The 17,941-nt window shown below is 67.1% G+C and carries 2 protein-coding genes (1 of these 2 cut by a window edge); both read left to right on the top strand.

The window, feature by feature from the left end:
* On the top strand, positions 1-9,728 hold the end of the coding sequence (locus tag ABIA65_RS09035; protein WP_354523311.1) for a non-ribosomal peptide synthase/polyketide synthase. The gene continues 14,692 nt to the left of window position 1, outside the view; only the last 9,728 of its 24,420 coding nucleotides appear in the window; its start codon lies beyond the left edge, outside the window; it ends in the stop codon at positions 9,726-9,728.
* Entirely contained in the window at positions 9,725-17,941 is an 8,217-nt protein-coding gene (locus ABIA65_RS09030) for a non-ribosomal peptide synthetase (protein ID WP_354523310.1), read from the top strand. The genes ABIA65_RS09035 and ABIA65_RS09030 overlap by 4 nt, the downstream gene beginning before the upstream one ends.

Below are 17,941 nucleotides of genomic sequence, written 5' to 3'. Positions count from 1 at the left end.
CGGGGTTGACCGCGTCGCGATTCATGGCGTGCCCGTTCGGAGAGCCCGGGACGCGCATGTATCGCACCGGAGATCTGGTGCGCTGGCGTGCCGACGGGCAGCTGGATTACTTCGGCCGTGCCGACGAACAGGTCAAGATCCGCGGGTATCGCATCGAACTCGGCGAGATCCAGTCGGCGCTGACCGCGCTCGACGGGGTGGACCAGGCGGCCGTGATTGCCCGTGAGGACCAACCGGGCGACAGGCGCCTGGTCGGCTACATCACCGGGACCGCCGACCCGGTCCAGGCGCGTGCCGCGCTGGCCGAACGGCTGCCGACCTACATGGTCCCCACTGCTGTCGTCGGGATCGCGGCGCTGCCAGTGACGGTCAACGGCAAACTCGACGTCCGCGCGCTGCCTGCGCCGGACTACCAGGATGTCGGGCACTACCGCGCCCCTGCCACACCCACCGAGGAGATCCTGGCCGGAATCTTTGCTCGGGTACTGGATGTCGAGCGCATCGGCGTCGACGACTCGTTCTTCGATCTGGGTGGCGATTCCGTCTCGACGATGCGCCTGGTCTCTGCGATCAATGCCAGCCTGGACACCGATCTTGCGGCGCGCATCGTGTTCGAGGCGCCCACGGTCGCTCAGTTGGCGCCGCGTGTCGGTGTGGGTACCGGCCGCATGGAGCCGCTGGTGGCCGGTGAGCGCCCCGCCGTGGTTCCACTGTCGTTCGCCCAGAACCGGTTGTGGTTCGTCGACCAGTTGCAGGGCCCCTCCCCGGTTTACAACATGCCGGTGGGTCTGCGGCTGCGCGGACACCTCGATCCAGATGCACTGGGTGCGGCGCTGACCGACGTCATTGGCCGCCACGAGACCCTCCGCACCCGCTTCGAAGCGCCCGACGGCACGCCTCGGCAGGTGGTGGCATCCGCTGACCGGCCCGACTTTGGTTGGGAGGTCATCGATGCCAGCGGATGGACGGCGAGCCAACTCGACGAGGCCATGGCTGCCACGGTTCGATACAGTTTTGACCTGGCGGCCGAAATCCCGTTGCGGGCACGACTTTTCCGGGTCGCCGAGGACGAGCACATTCTGGTGGCCGTGGTGCACCATATCGCCGCCGATGGCTGGTCGCTGACCCCACTGGTGTCCGATCTGAGTGTCGCGTACGCCAGCCGGCGCGCGGGACGGGCACCCGACTGGGCACCCCTGGCGGTGCAGTACGTCGACTACACGCTGTGGCAGCGCGAGCAGCTCGGCGATCTCGATGACAGTGACAGCCCCATCGCTGCGCAGCTGGCCTACTGGGAAGAGGCGCTGGCAGGACTGCCCGAACACGTGGCACTGCCCACCGACCGGCCCTACCCGCCGGTCGCCGATCAGCGCGGCTCCACCGTAGAGGTGGAGTGGCCGACCGAGTTGCAGCAGCAGGTTCGCGCGGTGGCCAGCGAGCACGGCGCGACCAGTTTCATGGTGATGCAGGCCGCCCTTGCGGTGCTGCTGTCCAACCTCAGCGCGAGTACCGATGTGGCGGTTGGCTTCCCGATCGCAGGGCGCGGCGACTCCGCCCTGGATGAGCTGGTGGGCTTCTTCGTCAACAACCTCGTCCTGCGCGTCGATCTGGCCGATGACCCCACCGTTGCCGAGTTACTGGCCCAGGTGCGCGCACGCAGCCTGGCCGCCTACGAGCATCAGGACGTGCCCTTCGAGGTGCTGGTCGAGCGGCTCAACCCCACTCGAAGCCTGACCCATCACCCGCTGGTGCAGGTGGCGTTGGCCTGGCAGAACCTGCCTTGGCAGGACACCGGCCCCGCCGACGGGCTGCGCCTGGGTGATCTGCAGGTCTCGCCGCTGCCGGTGGACACCCAGACCGCCCGCATGGACCTGACGTTCTCCCTCGGGGAACGCTGGACCCAGAACGGTGAGCCCGCCGGGATCGGCGGGGCGGTGGAGTTCCGCACCGACGTCTTCGACGCGGACAGCATCGAAACGCTGATCGGACGGTGGCGGCGGGTGTTGGCGGCGATGACTGCCGACCCCACCCGGCGGATCTCGTCTATCGACCTGCTCGACGAGGTCGAGCATGCCCGCGTGGACGGGTGGGGCAACCGGGCGGTGTTGACCGACCCGGCCCCGGCGCCGGCATCGATTCCGGCATTGTTCGCCGAACAGGTTGTCGGTGCTCCCGACGCGGTGGCCATCAGTTTCGACGGCCGCGCCATGACCTACCGGGATCTCGACGAGTCCGCAAATCGGCTGGCGCACAAGTTAGCCGCTCACGATGTTGGTCCGGGTGCGTGCGTGGCGCTGCTGTCGGAGCGCTCCGCTGATGCGGTCGTGGCAATGCTGGCGGTGCTCAAGACCGGCGCCGCGTATCTGCCGATCGACCCCGCACTGCCCGACGCGCGAATCGAGTTCATGCTCGCCGATGCTGCGCCGACCGCCGCGATCACCACCAGCGGCCTGGCCGACCGCCTGGCCGGCTGTGACCTGCTGGTCATCGATATTGGGGATGCTGCGGCCACGGTGGTTGACGGCCATATCAGCGCCGCACTGCCGATGCCGAGCCCCGACAACATCGCCTACATCATCTACACCTCGGGGACCACAGGTGTCCCCAAGGGCGTGGCGATCACCCACCACAACGTGACCCAGTTGTTGGGGTCGCGGGACACCTTCCTCGCGGGTCAGGCGTGGACGCAGTGGCATTCGTACTCCTTCGACGCCTCGGTTGAAGAGATCTGGGGCGCGCTGTTGCACGGCGGCCGACTGGTGGTCGTGCCCGAGTCGGTGGCCCGCTCACCCGAGGACCTCAACGCCTTGCTGGTAGCCGAACAGGTCAGCGTGTTGAGCCAAACCCCCTCGGCGGTGGCGATGTTGACACCTGAGTCCCTGGGATCGGCGGCGTTGTTGGTGGCCGGTGAGCCGTGTCCGGCCGAGGTGGTGGATCGCTGGGCGCCCGGACGGTTGATGGTCAACGCGTACGGTCCGACCGAGACCACGATATGTGCGTCCAGGACTGCACCGTTGAGTGCCGGATCGGGGGCACCGCCGATCGGTACGCCGGTGTCGGGGGCTGCCCTGTTCGTCCTGGATGGGTCATTGCGCCCGGTGCCACCCGGGGTGGTCGGCGAGCTGTACATCGCCGGCCGCGGTGTGGGTGTCGGGTATGTGGGCCGTGCCGGGTTGACCGGGTCGAGGTTTGTGCCCTGCCCGTTCGGAGCGCCCGGAACACGGATGTATCGCACCGGGGATCTGGTGTGCTGGGGTGCTGATGGGCAGCTGCGGTATGTGGGGCGTGCCGATGAGCAGGTCAAGATTCGCGGCTATCGCATCGAACTCGGCGAGATCCAGTCGGTGTTGGCCGGACTGGACGGTGTCGACCAGGCGGCAGTGATCGCCCGAGAGGACCGCACCGCCGACATTCGCCTGGTGGGGTATGTGACCGGGACGGCGGACGTGGCCAAGTTGCGCACCCAGCTGGCCGAGCAACTGCCCGCCTACATGGTTCCGTCCGCGGTCGTGACGTTGTCGGCAATACCGTTGACACCCAACGGAAAACTGGACACCCGTGCCCTGCCGGCACCCGAGTACCAGGACATCGATCACTACCGCGCGCCGGTCACCCTCACCGAGGAGATCCTGACCGGCATCTACGCCCAGGTGCTGGGTGTGGAGCGCGTCGGTGTCGATGACTCGTTCTTCGATCTGGGGGGCGACTCGCTATCCGCGATGCGTCTGATCGCGGCGGTCAACACCGGCCTGAACGCCGGGCTTGCGGTGCGCACCGTGTTCGAGGCGCCCACGGTGGCACAGTTGGCGCCCCGCATCGGTGCCCAAGAGGCGCGGCTGGAGCCTTTGGTGGCAGGCGAGCGACCTCCGGTGATTCCGTTGTCGTTCGCCCAATCCCGGTTGTGGTTCCTGGACCAGTTGCAGGGCCCGTCGCCGGTGTACAACATGCCGACGGCGCTTCGCATCAGCGGGGCGTTGGACGTCGACGCGCTGGGTATGGCGCTTGCGGATGTGGTGGCCCGTCACGAGATCCTGCGCACGATGGTCCCGGCAGTTGAGGGAATCCCTCGGCAATCAGTGGTGTCTCCCGAGACTGCCCAGTTCGGCTGGCAGGTCGTCGATGCCACCGGCTGGACGGCGGCGCAGCTGCGGGAGGCGATCGGCGACTCAGCGCGACACACATTCGATCTGGCAACTGAGATCCCGTTACGGGCACGACTTTTCCGCCTGTCCGAGGACGAGCACGTGCTGGCGGCTGTGGTGCACCATATCGCCGCCGACGGCTCGTCGATGACCCCGTTGGTGATGGATCTGGGGGTGGCCTACGCCAGCCGGTGTGCCGGGCAAGCCCCGGGGTGGGCGCCGTTGGCGGTCCAGTACGTGGACTACACACTGTGGCAGCGCGCCCAGTTCGGTGATTTCGACGACAGTGACAGCCGTATCGCCACCCAGCTCGCGTACTGGCAGGAAGCTCTGGCCGGGATGCCCGAGCGGGTGGCACTGCCGACCGACCGGCCGTATCCGCCGGCGGCCGATCAGCGTGGCGCCACGATGGCCCTGGACTGGTCCGCCGAGTTGGGGCTGCAGGTCGCCCGGGTGGCTCGCGAGCACAACGCGACCAGCTTCATGGTGCTGCAGGCCGCGCTCGGCGTGCTGCTGTCCAAACTCAGCGGGAGTTCTGATGTGGCGGTGGGCTTCCCGATCGCCGGGCGTCGCGACCCTGCGCTCGATGAGCTGATCGGATTCTTCGCCAACACGCTGGTGCTGCGGGTCGATCTGGCCGGGGACCCCACGGTGGCGGAGTTGCTGGCTCAGGTGCGGACACGCAGCCTGGCCGCCTACGAGCACCAAGACGTGCCGTTCGAAGTGCTCGTCGACCGGGTCAACCCCAGCCGATCCCTGACCCATCACCCGCTGGTCCAGGTGGCGCTGTCGTGGCAGAACCTCACCGGACACGGCGGCGGCGCTTCCGGCGGCGGGTTGGAATTGGGGGACCTGCGGATCGCCCAGATGCCGGCGGACACCCACACCGCCCGCATGGATCTGAGCTTCTCGCTGGCTGAACGTCGGTCGCAGGCCGGCGAGCCCGCCGGAATCGTTGGGACGGTGGAGTTCCGGACCGACGTGTTCGACCCGGCCAGCATCGAAACCCTGATCAAGCGGTTCGAGCAGGTGCTGGTGGCGATGACCACCGACTCCGGTCAGCGCCTGTCCTCCATCGACCTGCTCGACGCCGATGAACACGCCCGCCTCGATGACATGGGCAATCGGGCGGCGCTGACCGGGCCCGCAGGGGAACCCGTGTCGGTCCCCGCGTTGTTCGCGACACAGGTCAGCCGCGCCCCGGAGGCCGTGGCGGTCACCGCCGGTGATCGCTCCTTGACCTACCGCGAACTCGATGAGGCCGCAAACCGGCTGGCGCACTTGCTGATCGATCAAGGCGCGGGCCCAGGACGCTGTGTGGCGCTGCTATTGGAGCGGTCCGCGGAGGCGATCGTCGCGATGCTGGCGGTGCTGAAGTCCGGGGCCGCCTATCTGGCGATCGACCCGGCGGTGCCAGCGGCCCGGATCGAGTTCATGCTGGCCGATTCCGCACCGGTCGCCGCGATCACCCACACCGGTCTGGCCGACCGGTTGGACGGCTTTGGGTTGGCGGTCATCGACATCAACGACACCGATGTGGACGCACATCCCGCCACACCGTTGGCGGTGGCCGAGTCCGCCCCAGATGATCTTGCCTACCTGATCTACACCTCTGGAACCACGGGTGTCCCCAAGGGTGTGGCCGTCAGCCACCACAATCTGACCCACCTCGCACGGTCGACGCCGCAGCAGTTGCCGGTGGAACAGGTGTGGACGCAATGCCATTCCTATGCCTTCGACTTCTCGGTATGGGAGATCTGGGCCGCGCTGCTTGGCGGGTCGCGGCTGGTGGTGGTGCCCGAGTCGGTCGTGAGCTCACCCGAGGAGTTCCATGATCTGCTGATCCGCGAGCGGGTCAATGTACTCACCCAAACTCCCTCTGCCGCTGGAGCGTTGGCACCAGAGGGGCTGGAGTCCGTGGCGTTGCTGCTCGGTGGCGAGGCCTGCCCGGGCGAGGTGGTGGATCGCTGGGCGCCTGGACGTGTGGTGATCAACGCCTACGGCCCAACCGAGATCACGGTGTACGCATCGATGAGTGCGCCACTGCTGCCCGGGTCCGGGGCCGCGCCCATCGGTGCCCCCGTCTCGACGTCGGCGCTGTTCGTGCTCGACGAGTGGTTGCGGCCCGTGCCTGCCGGGGTGGTCGGTGAGCTGTACGTGGCCGGTGACGGTGTGGCGTGCGGGTACCTGGGCCGGTCGGGTCTGACGGCGGCACGTTTCGTGGCATGCCCGTTCGGTGGGCCGGGCATTGCGGGCACGCGCATGTATCGCACCGGAGACCTCGTGAGCTGGCGTGCCGACGGACAGCTGCAGTATCTGGGCCGCGCCGATGACCAGGTCAAGATCCGCGGCTACCGCATCGAACTCGGCGAGGTTCAGTCCGCGCTGGCCGCACAGGATTCGGTGGCGCAGGCGGTGGTGATTGCGCGCGAAGACCATCCGGGCGTCAAACGCCTCGTCGGCTATGTCACCGAATCGGTGACCGGAGCGGTGGACCCGGCCGGGCTGCGGAGCGCGGTGGCCGACCGGCTGCCGCCCTATATGGTCCCAGCCGCTGTCGTGGTCTTGGATGCGTTGCCGTTGACCGTCAACGGCAAGCTCGACACTCGGGCCCTGCCTGCGCCGGACTACCAGGACGTCGATCGCTACCGTGCCCCGGCCGATGCGATCGAGGAGATCCTGGTCAGCATCTACGCCCAGGTTCTCGGGCTCGAGCGAGTCGGGGTCGACGACTCGTTCTTCGACCTTGGCGGGGACAGCATTCTGTCCATGCAGGTTGTGGCCCGGGCTCGTGCGGCCGGTGTGATGTGCAGGCCCCGAGACATTTTCGTCGAGCAGACCGTGGCTCGACTGGCTCAGGTGGTCGGCGTGACCGACGGCGACGACGGTCCGATCGACGAGGGTATCGGGCCGGTGGCACCGACCCCGATCATGCGGTGGCTGCGGGCGGTGGAGAGTGCTGGCGGCCCCGTCGACGAGTTCAACCAGACGGTCGTGGTCCAGGCCCCGCCGGGAGTGAACGAGGCCGATGTGGAGATGGTCCTTGGGGCGCTGCTGGACCGGCACGCCATGCTGCGGCTGCGCGCCGAATCAACAGGGACCGCGGGAGAGTGGACGCTGCAGGTACCCGAGAAGGGGGCGGTGCGAGCCCAGCTGCAGTCGGTCGACGCGTTGTCCGATGAGGCGCTGGTGGCGACTCGGTCGCGGTTGAACCCGGCCGCGGGGGAGATGGTCAGTGCCCTGTGGGTGGCAACCACCGGCCAGTTGGTGCTGACCATTCACCACCTGGCCATCGACGCGGTGTCCTGGCGGATTCTGCTCGAAGACCTCAACATCGCCTGGGCCCAGCATCGCCATGGCCAACCCGTCACACTGCCGACGACCGGAACCTCATTCGCCCGGTGGGCGGCGCTGCTTGATGAAGCAGCTCAAACGCCGGCAGTGGTGGATCAGGCCAATAGCTGGCGAACGGTGTTGGGGGCTCCCGTCGCGCTGCCCGCGGCGCAGTCCGAGTACGACACCTACGCGACCGCTGGGCACCTCACGGCGTCGCTGGACGTCGAGACGACTCGCGTGTTGCTCGGTGAGGCGCCTGCAGCGTTTCACGCTGGGGTACAGGACATCCTGCTGATCGCCTATGGATTGGCGTTGTCACAGTTCTTGGACACCACCACACCTCTGGCCATCGATGTCGAGGGTCACGGCCGCGACGAGGACGTCGCTCCGGGCGTTGACCTCTCGCGCACGGTGGGGTGGTTCACCACCAAGTACCCGGTTGCCTTGAACGTCGGCGGGCTGCGCTGGTCCCAGGTGGTTGCCGGCGACGCCGCACTCGGCCCCGTGATCAAGGATGCCAAGGAACAACTCCGCGCCCTACCCGACGGGATGACCTACGGCTTGGCGCGCTACCTCAACACCCAAGTCGAACTGTCCGGATCCGATCCGACCATCGGATTCAACTACCTCGGCAGGCTCGGATCGACCGGGGTGGCGGAGCCGGAGGCCCTCGCCGAACTGTGGCAGGTCAGCGTCGATGGTGCGTCGATCGCCGCTGCCGCAGCGGCGATCCCCATGCCGCTTGGGCACACCGTGGAACTCAACGCCAGCACCGCCGAGACCGACTTCGGTCCAAGCCTTTACGCCACCTGGACGTGGGCTACCTCGGTGCTGGACGAGACCCAGGTGAGTCGCCTGTCCCAGCTCTGGTTCGACGCCCTGACGGGTATCTGCACCCACGTCCGCGAGGGCGGTGGGGGCCTGACACCGTCGGACATCATCCCCGCCCGGCTCACCCAGCAGGAGATCGATGAGCTGAGCCGGCAACACAGCATCGCTGACGTACTTCCTTTGACGCCCCTGCAGCAGGGACTGCTGTTCCACGCCAATGCAACTCACGGCAACGACGATGACGACGTCTACGCCATGCAGCTTGACGTCACCGCCGCTGGTCCGCTGGATCCCGATCGGCTGCGCGCGGCGGTGCACACCGTGGTCAGCCGCCACCCCAACCTGGCCGCCCGGTTCGACCAGCGATTCGACGAGCCGGTGCAGGTCATTCCCGCGGACCTCAGCGTGCCCTGGCTGTACGTCGAAATCGCCGCGGAGGACCACGATTTCCAGGAGCAGATGGAGCGGGTGTGCGCCGGTGAACGCGCGGCGGTCTGCGACCTGGTCCACCAGTCGGCCTTCCGCACGGCGCTGATCCGCACCGCCGACAACGAGCACCGGTTCGTCATGACCTACCACCACATCGTGCTCGACGGCTGGTCGCTGCCGATCCTGCTGCAGGAGATATTCGCCAGCTACTACGAGCAGCGGCTGCCCGCGGCCGGGTCCTACCGCAGGTTCGTCACATGGCTTGCCGATCGAGACATCGATGCCGCCCACACCGCGTGGCGTGAGGTCATGGCTGGATTCAGCACGCCCACTCTGGTGGCTCCCAGAGGGCGGACACGACCGGGACGACGGGACACCGAGACGTTCCGGCTGCCCGCCGAGACCACCCAGACCGTCAATGCGCTTGCCCGCAGCTGCCACACCACCGTCAACACAGTGCTGCAGGCGGCCTGGGCGCAGGTGCTGATGTGGCTGACCGGCCAGCACGATGTCGCGTTCGGCGTCGCGGTCTCGGGTAGGTCGGCCGAGGTGGCAGGTGCCGAATCGATGGTCGGCCTGCTGATCAACACCGTGCCGGTACGGGCGACCATCACCCCGGACACCACCATCGCCGGCCTGCTCGGCGACCTGCAACGTTGTCACAGCGACACCCTCGACCACCAGCATTTGGCGCTCAGCGAGATCCATCGTGCTGCCGGTCACGATCAACTCTTCGACACCCTGTTCGTGTTCCAGAACTATCCCGTGGCCGCCGCCGCGACGCACACCACGAACGGGTTGGCGATCACCGCGGTCAGCGGCCGCGAGTACAACCACTACCCGCTGACCCTGCAAGCCATGCCGGGCACTGAACTAGTCCTGCGTGTCGAGTTCGACACCGACGTGTTCAGCGCGGACCGGGTGAAGAAGGTAGTCAAGCGGTTCCAGCGGGTGTTGGAGGCCATGACAGGTGAGGTGCAGGAATCATGACCGCCGATGCGAGCCGTCGACTGTTGTCGATGGATGTGGACGATGAAGATGACCTCGCCGAGCTGGATGAGTGGGGTAATCGGGCGGCATTGAGTCGGCCCGCTGCGTCGTCGGTGTCGATTCCGGAGCTGTTTGAGGCGCAGGTGGCTCGCACCCCGGAGGCGGTGGCGGTCAGTTTCGACGGTCGTGACATGTCGTATCGCGAGCTGGATGAGGCTGCGAATCGGTTGGCGCACTTGTTGGTTGGTCGCGGTGCGGGTCCGGGGCAGCGGGTGGGCTTGCTGTTCTCGCGGTCGGTTGAGGCGGTTGTTGCGATTCTGGGGGTGCTCAAGACGGGGGCGGCGTATGTGCCCGTCGATCCGGCGGTGCCTGATGCGCGGATGCAGTTCGTGCTCGCTGATTCCGCGCCGCTGGTTGTGGTGACCACTGCTGATCTGGTGTATCGGTTGGACGGGCATGAGTTGCCGGTCGTCGATGTCGCCGACGCCGCGTTGGTGAGCGTGTCGGGCAGTGCGCTGCCTGTGTCGAGCGCTGATGATGTTGCGTATCTGATTTACACCTCGGGTACCACGGGTGTGCCCAAGGGTGTGGCGATTCCGCATCGCAATGTGGCGCGACTGTTGGACGCGATCGATACCCGCCTGGAGCTGTCGGCAGGTCAGGTGTGGACGCAGAGTCATTCGTTGGCGTTCGACTTCTCGGTGTGGGAGATCTTCGGCGCGCTGCTGCATGGTGGGCGGCTGGTGGTGGTGCCTGAGTCGGTGGCGCGGTCGGCTGAGGAGTTCCACGCCTTGTTGGTGGAGCAGCGGGTCGGTGTGTTGAGCCAGACGCCGTCGGCGTTCGACGCGTTGCAGGCTGTCGATGAGGTGCAGTCCGGGCTCGGATCGGGGCTTGCCCTTGACGTGGTGGTGTTCGGTGGTGAGGCCTTGGTGCCTTCCCGTCTTGCGGGATGGCTGGAGAGTCATCCGGGCTCGCCGCGGTTGATCAACATGTATGGCATCACCGAGACGACGGTGCATGCCTCGTTCCGCGAGATCCTCGCCGCTGACGTGGAGAGCACCGTCAGTCCGATCGGGGTGCCGTTGGCCGATCTGGCGTTCTTCGTGCTCGATGGCTGGTTGCGGCCGGTGTCAGCGGGTGTGGTCGGCGAGTTGTACGTGGCCGGTGCGGGTTTGGGCTATGGCTATGTGGGCCGGGCACCGTTGAGTGCGACGCGGTTTGTGGCCTGTCCCTTCGGGGAGTCCGGGATTCGGATGTATCGCACCGGCGATCAGGTGTGCTGGGGCGCTGACGGTCAGCTGCAGTACGTGGGTCGTGCCGACGATCAGGTCAAGATCCGCGGGTATCGCATCGAACTCGGCGATGTTCAGGCCGCGTTGGCCGGACTCGATGGTGTCGAGCAGGCGGTGGTGATCGCCCGCGAGGACCGCCCCGGCGACAAGCGGCTGGTCGGCTACATCACCGGCACCGCGCACTCGGATGAACTGCGTACAGCGCTGGCCGACAGGTTGCCGGACTACATGGTGCCAGCCGCGGTGGTGGTGTTGGACGCGTTGCCGCTGACCGTCAACGGCAAGCTCGACAAGAAGGCACTGCCGGCACCGGAGTACACCGATGTCGATCACTACCGCGCACCGAGCACACCCGCCGAGGAGATCCTGGCCGGCATCTACGCCCAGGTCCTGGGCCTGGACCGAGTCGGCGTCGATGATTCCTTCTTCGCCCTCGGTGGGGACTCGCTGTTGGCGATGCGCCTGGCCGCGGCGATCAACCGGTCCCTGGATGCGGGCATTGCGGTGCGTGCGGTGTTCGACGCTCCCACGGTTGCCCAGTTGGTGCTGCGCATTGGTGCCGATGAGGATCGGCTGGAGCCGCTGGTGGCTGGCGAGCGGCCGGCCGTCATGCCGCTGTCCTTCGCGCAGAGCCGGTTGTGGTTCGTCGACCAATTGCAGGGCCCCTCACCCGTTTACAACCTTGCGGTGGGGTTGCGCCTCGGAGGGCGCCTTGATGTCGATGCGCTAGGCGCGGCGTTCGCCGACGTGGTGAGCCGCCACGAGAGCCTGCGCACGCTGTTCCCCGCGGTCGACGGAATACCACAGCAGGTGGTTGTCTCTCCCGAACAGGCCGAATTCGGCTGGGAGACAGTGGATGCAACGGGTTGGACGGTGAGCCGGCTGGAGGCAGCTGTCGGCGAGGCGGCGCGGCACAGCTTCGCACTGTCCGCCGAGATTCCGTTGCGGGCAAAGCTCTTCCGTGTCTCCGAGGATGAGCACGTACTGGTGGCCGTGGTGCACCACATCGCCGCGGACGGCTGGTCGATCACCCCGCTGGTGGCTGATCTGGGGGTGGCCTACGCCAGTCGATGTGCCGGGCAAGTCCCCGGGTGGGCGCCGTTGGCGGTCCAGTATGTCGATTACACGCTGTGGCAGCGTGCGCAACTTGGTGACCTCGACGACAGCGACAGCCGTATCGCCAAGCAGCTGGGGTATTGGGAAGACGCTCTGGCCGGGATGCCCGAGCGCATAGCGCTGCCGACCGACCGGCCGTACCCGCTGGTGGCCGATCAGGGCGGCGCAAGGGTCGACGTGGACTGGCCAGCCGAGCTTCAGCAGCAGGTCAATCGTTTGGCTCGCGAGCACAACGCGACCGGATTCATGGTCATGCAGGCGGCCCTGGCCGTGCTGTTGTCCAAGCTGAGCGCGAGTTCTGATGTGGCGGTGGGTTTCCCAACCGCCGGGCGCCGTGATGCGGCGCTGGACGAGCTGGTCGGGTTCTTTGTCAACACATTGGTGCTGCGGGTCGATCTGGCATCCGATCCCAGCGTCAGCGAGGTACTGGCGCAGGTGCGAGCACGCAGCCTGGGCGCCTTCGAGCATCAAGATGTGCCCTTCGAAGTTCTCGTCGAACGGCTCAATCCGACCCGGTCCCTGACTCATCACCCGCTGGTGCAGGTGATGTTGGCCTGGCAGAACGTCCCCGGGCAGACCGGCGATCCCGGCTCCGGGGTGGCGTTGGGGGATCTGCAGGTCACCCAACTGCCCCTGGACACCCAAACAGCCCGCATGGATCTGTCGTTCTCGTTGGCCGAACGGTGGACCGAAGCAGGTGAGGCCGCGGGTATTTCGGGGACCGTGGAGTTCCGCACCGACGTCTTCGACGCCAACAGCATCGAAGTCCTGATCGAGCGGTTGCAACGGGTGCTCGAGGCGATGGCCGCCGACCCCGCCCGGCCGTTGTCGGCGATCGATGTCCTCGACGCCGACGAGCGGGTGCGTCTCGACACGATCGGTAATCGGGCGGTGTTGACCCAGCCCGTGACCGGGGTGTCGATTCCTGCCCTGTTCGAGGCGCAGGTGGCTCGCGACCCCCATGCCGTTGCGGTCAGCTTCGACGGCATCCACATGTCGTATCGAGAGCTCGATGACGCTGCGAATCGGTTGGCGCACATGCTCATCGGGCAGGGCGCCGGTCCGGGGCAGCGGGTGGCACTGCTGTTCTCCCGGTCGGTCGAGGCGGTCGTGGCGATCTTCGCGGTACTCAAGACCGGGGCCGCCTATGTGCCGATTGATCCCGCGGTACCCGATGCGCGGATGGAGTTCGTGCTCGCCGATGCGGGGCCGGTTGCCGCGCTGACCACCACCGATCTGATGAAGCGGCTGCACGGGCGTGGGATGGCGGTCATCGATGTGGATGACCCCGCGGTTCGCGCGCACGCGAGGAGCGAAACAGGCAACGGCCAGCCGAGTAGCGCACCGCCGGGGCCGGCCGGTGACGATATCGCGTATCTGATCTACACCTCGGGCACCACGGGTGTGCCCAAGGGCGTGGCGATTCCGCATCACAACGTGACCCGACTGCTGGCGACGCTGGACGCCGACTTGGAGTTGTCACCGGGTCAGGTGTGGACGCAGTGTCACTCGTTGGCGTTCGACTTCTCGGTGTGGGAGATCTTCGGCGCGCTGCTGCATGGCGGGCGACTGGTGGTGGTCTCCGAGGCGGTGGTGCGATCACCCGAGGAGCTCCATGACTTGCTCGTCGAGGAGCGGGTCAGTGTGTTGAGCCAGACGCCATCGGCGTTCTATGCGCTGCAGGCGGTGGAGGGACTCACACCCGGGCTGGAGTCTGAACTCGCGCTTGACGTGGTGGTTTTCGGCGGTGAGGCGCTGGAGCCCGCGCGTCTTGGGTCGTGGCTGGAGAACCATCCGAACTCGCCACGGTTGATCAATATGTATGGGATCACCGAGACGACGGTGCACGCCTCGTTCCGCGAGATCCTCGCCGACGATGTGGCGAGCACCGTCAGCCCGATCGGTGGACCACTCGCACATCTGGCCTTCTTTGTGCTCGACAGCCGGTTGGGCCCGGTGCCGGCCGGCGTCGTCGGGGAGTTGTATGTGGCCGGTGCCGGGGTGGGCGCGGGCTATGTGGGCCGGGCGCCGTTGACGTCAACGCGGTTCGTGGCGTGTGCGTTTGGCGCGCCGGGGATGCGGATGTACCGCACGGGGGATCTGGCGTGTTGGGGTGCCGATGGGCAGCTGCGGTATCTGGGGCGTGCTGATGAGCAGGTCAAGATCCGTGGGCATCGCATCGAACTCGGTGAGGTGCAGGCGGCTCTGGCGGGCCTCGAGGGTGTCGAGCAGGCGGTGGTGATCGCGCGTGAGGACCGCCCGGGCGATAAGCGTCTGGTCGGCTACATCACCGGCACCGCCGACCCAGCCCAGGCGCGCGTCGCACTGGTCGAGCGGTTGCCGTCCTACATGGTGCCTGCCGCGGTGGTGGAGATCGACGCATTGCCGTTGACGGTCAACGGCAAGCTCGACACCCGCGCGCTGCCGGCACCGGAGTACGCCGACATCGATCACTACCGCGCCCCGGCGACCCCCGTCGAGGAGATCCTGGTCGCCATCTTCGCGGAGGTTCTCGGGCTGGAGCAGGTCGGAGTCGACGACTCGTTCTTCGACCTTGGCGGGGACAGCATCTCGGCCATCCAGGTGATCATGCGCGGCCATCGTGCCGGCCTGGTGGGTCGGCCACGCGACATCTTCGTGCAGCAGACGGTGGCCCGTCTGGCGCGAGTCGTCAGGGTGGGTGACCCAGCCGGTGAGGTGATCGACGAGGGTGTCGGGCCGGTGGTCGCGACCCCGATCATGCGGTGGCTCAACGGCATGGCCGGCCCGATCGACGAGTTCAACCAGACGGTGGTGCTGCAGGCTCCGGCGGGGGTGACCGAGGCCGACGTCGTGGTTGGACTGCAGGCCCTGCTGGATCGACACGCCATGCTCCGGTTGCGCGCCACCGACGACGGTGCCGGGGGATGGTCATTGACGGTGCCCGAGCCGGGGACCGTGGACGCGCACGGGTGCCTGCACACGGCGGACGTGCTGACCGATGAGGCTGTGGCTGCGGCACGGTCGCGGTTGAACCCGGCCGCCGGTGCGATGGTCAGCGCCCTGTGGGCGTCCTCCACCGGGCAGCTGGCGTTGATCGTCCACCATCTGGCCATCGACGGGGTGTCGTGGCGGATTGTCATGGAGGACCTCAACATCGCGTGGACCCAGCATCACGGCGGACAGCCTGTGTTGCTGCCCCCGGCGGGGACGTCGTTTGCGCGGTGGGCGGATCTGCTGGCTGAGCACGCGCACGCCCCGGATGTCGTGAGGCATGCGGAGTTGTGGCGGCGGGTGGCCGCGCTGCCTGCGGCGCTGCCGGCGCCGCAATCCGCGGTGGACACGTTCGCCACGGCCGGTTACTTGACCGAGATGCTGGATGCCGAGACCACCCACATGCTGCTCGGTGAGGTACCCGCGGCGTTTCATGCCGGGGTACACGAGATCCTGTTGATCGCCTTTGCCTTGGCGTGGGCGCAGTACCTGGGCACAGGTGACGCGCCGATCGCGATCGATGTCGAGGGTCACGGCCGCCAAGAGGATCTGGGTGGCGCCGCCGATCGAAACATCGACCTGTCGCGCACGGTGGGGTGGTTCACCACCAAGTACCCGGTGTCGTTGGCGATGGGCGGATTGCGCTGGACGCAGGTGGTGGCCGGTGACGCCGCACTGGGTGGGGTGATCAAAGCCGCCAAGGAGCAGCTTCGGGCCCTACCCGACGGCATGACCTACGGTCTCCTGCGCTATCTGAATCCCGATATCGACTTGGCCGGAGCAGATCCGGCGATCGGGTTCAACTATCTCGGGCGGCTGGGGTCGCCTGCGGCCTACGCGTCTGGTGACGTGTGGCGCTTCAGCCAAGAGGGCTTGTCGATGACCGGCGCCGCCGGGGCGATGCCGATTTCCCTGGCGCACACCGTGGAACTGAATGCGGTCACCATCGACACCGACACCGGCCCGCACCTGAACGCCACCTGGACGTGGGCGCCGTCGGCACTGGACACCGTGGCGGTTACCCGCATCAGCCGGTTGTGGTTCGACGCACTGGCCGGTATCTGCGCGCATGTCCGGCGTGGCGGGGGCGGTTTGACACCGTCGGATATCGCCCCTGCGAGGCTGAGTCAGCAGCAGATCGACGAGTTGCATGGCCAGTCTCCGATCGCCGACGTGCTGTTGTTGACGCCGTTGCAGAAGGGATTGCTGTACCACGCCAGCATCGCCAATCACTCCGGCGACGATGTGTATGCGGTGCAGCTGGATATCGCGTTGAGCGGCCCGCTCGACGCGCATCGGTTGCGCGATGCCGTGCAGGCAGTGGTCAGCAGGCATCCGCACCTGGCCGCTCGCTTCTGCCCACAGTTCGAGCAACCGGTGCAGGTCATTCCCGCTGATCCCGTCGCGCCGTGGCAGTACGTCGAGTTGGACACCGGCGGTCATGCCGAATTGAACACGGACAGCGGCAATTTGAATGTCGACGATCAGATCGAGCGGATCCTGGTCGCCGAACGCGCCGCGGTCTGCGACCTCGTCGATCAGCCTCCGTTCCGCGTCGCGCTCATTCGCACCGCACACGACCGGCACCGATTTGTGCTCACCAACCACCACATCGTGCTCGATGGCTGGTCGATGCCGATCCTGATGCAGGAGATCTTCGCCGGCTACCACGGACTGCGGCTGCCCGCGGCCTCGCCGTATCGCAGCTTCATGACCTGGCTGGCCGATCGGGATCACACCGCCGCCCATGCGGCGTGGCGCGAGGTGTTCACCGACTTCGACACCCCGATTCTGGTTGGCCCGCCGCAGCAGTTGGGGCTCAGCCGGCGAAGCGGTGAACTGTTCCGGGTGCCTGCCAAGACAACGCGGGCGCTGACCAAGCTGGCGCGCTCGCATCACACCACCGTCAACATCGTGCTGCAGGGTGCGTGGGCACTTCTGCTCAGCTCGCTGACCGGTGAGCATGATGTCGCCTTCGGCACCGTGGTCTCGGGTAGGTCACCCGACGTGGTCGGCGCGGAATCGATGGTGGGCCTGCTCATCAACACGGTGCCGGTGCGGGCGACCATCACGTCGGCCAAGACCACGGCGGACCTTTTGGATCAGCTGCAGAGTGCACACAACGACACGCTCGAGCACCAGCACCTCGCGCTCAGCGACATTCACCGCATCACTGGTCAGGAAAGGCTTTTCGACACCGTCTTCGTGTACGAGAACTATCCGACTGATACCGGCACGCCAGCGGGCGTCGACGGGTTGACCATCACCGGCTTCACCAGCCGCGACTTCTACCACTACCCGCTCACGGTGCAGGCCGGGCCGGGGCGTGAACTCGAACTTCGGGTTCAGTACGACACCGACGTCTTCGACGCGCAGAGCATTGCGGCGTTGATGGAGCGGTTCACCCACGTGTTGGTGGAGATGGCCGCCCACCCGGGGCGGCGGTTGTCGTCGTTGGACCTACGGGGTTCCGGTGCGCATCACCTGCTGGATCGTTGGCACCGCCGGCGGCATTCGGCCCGGCCGGCCACCGCGGTGGTGCCGACACCCGAGGTCGACACCCGGGTGGCGCATCGCCCGCCGTCGACCCTGATCGAGCAGATCGTGGCGAGCATCTACGCCGAGGTGCTCGGTGTGGACCGTGTCGGGGTGGATGAGTCGTTCTTCGACATGGGCGGGGAATCGCTGACGGCGATGCGGGTGATCGCCGCGATCAACGCCGCGCTTGATCTCCAACTCACGGTGCCCGACTTGATCGAAGCGCCGTCGGTGAGGGGCTTGAGCCAGCAGTTGAACGGAGCCGTCAGCCCAGTGGGTGAAGCCCCCGCCTGA

The sequence above is a fragment of the Mycolicibacterium sp. 624 genome (assembly GCF_040548615.1).
Taxonomy (GTDB): domain Bacteria; phylum Actinomycetota; class Actinomycetes; order Mycobacteriales; family Mycobacteriaceae; genus Mycobacterium.
This window is presented reverse-complemented; position numbering and strand designations above follow the sequence as displayed.